The organism is Halorubrum rubrum, assembly GCF_024494685.1.
In the GTDB taxonomy this organism is placed as follows: Archaea; Halobacteriota; Halobacteria; order Halobacteriales; family Haloferacaceae; genus Halorubrum; species Halorubrum rubrum.
Genome location: NZ_JANHDM010000023.1, coordinates 1 through 935, shown reverse-complemented (window position 1 = coordinate 935; position 935 = coordinate 1). Strand labels below are relative to the sequence as shown.

At 59.8% G+C, this 935-nt stretch carries 1 protein-coding gene; it reads left to right on the top strand.

What is annotated here, in order from left to right; all coding sequences use genetic code 11:
• Nucleotides 1-73: 73 nt before the first annotated feature.
• Nucleotides 74-904: an IS5 family transposase gene (locus NO889_RS16350; protein WP_256413281.1), complete on the top strand. Its 831-nt coding sequence runs from the start codon at nucleotides 74-76 to the stop codon at nucleotides 902-904.
• Nucleotides 905-935: the final 31 nt, after the last annotated feature.

The following is a 935-nucleotide window of genomic DNA, read 5'->3' as shown; positions in this document are numbered from 1 at the left end:
TGCTCTGTTGAATCCGCAGAAGGCAGCAGGATAGCGTCGCTCTGAAGGCGGAAGCGAAGCGGAAGAGCCGAATGTGTCCAAACTCCTCTTCCGCTTCGTTAAGCAAGCCGCGTCGCTGGCTCAAAAGCGCTGTGCCGCCAGTCCAACGGCGGTGAGTGATCCGACTGGCAACGGATTTCCCGGCTGGAAGCATGTAACGCTCCACTTTTTGCGGGTTCACATGGACGCGACGTACCGCGAGATTGTGGATTGGGCGAGTGAAATGGATCGCGTTCGTGGTCTGTTACAGCTGGCGCGGACGGCATTTCCCGCACCCTCAACGCTGTATCGGTCGTTTGAGAGGGTGCCCATGTCGATATGGCGTGGATTCCTTCGTGAGTCCGCGAACATCTGCGATCCGGGCTCGCATGGTGCCATCGATGCCACGTTCTTCGACCGCGAAACGGCATCGAGACACTACCAATACCGCTCGGATCGCCACATACGCACGCTCAAAACGACGGCGCTCGTCGATACGGACTCGTGTGCCATCCTCGATCTTCACTGCTCGGCACACTGGCCTCACGACACACAAACTGGCCGTCGAGTCGCTCTTCGCAACACCGGGAAAATAGAGAGTCTCGCCGGCGACAAAGGCTATGACGACCAATCTCTCCGGGACGCCCTCCGTTCAGAGGGCGTCCGGCCTTTGCTGCGTCACCGGCTGTTTGCTGCGTACGATCACGCACACAACGCACGGTTGGACAGCGAGTTATACGGCCAGCGCTGGATGGCCGAGACCGCCTTTTCGGCCATCAAGCGTCGGTTCGGCCCCGCTGTCCATCCTCGCGCGTGGTACCGCGAGTTCCGCGAACTCGTGTTGACCGCCGCAGTCTACAACCTCGAACAGGCGCTCAAACAGTGACCCCGACGCCGTCATCGGATTCAACAAAGCA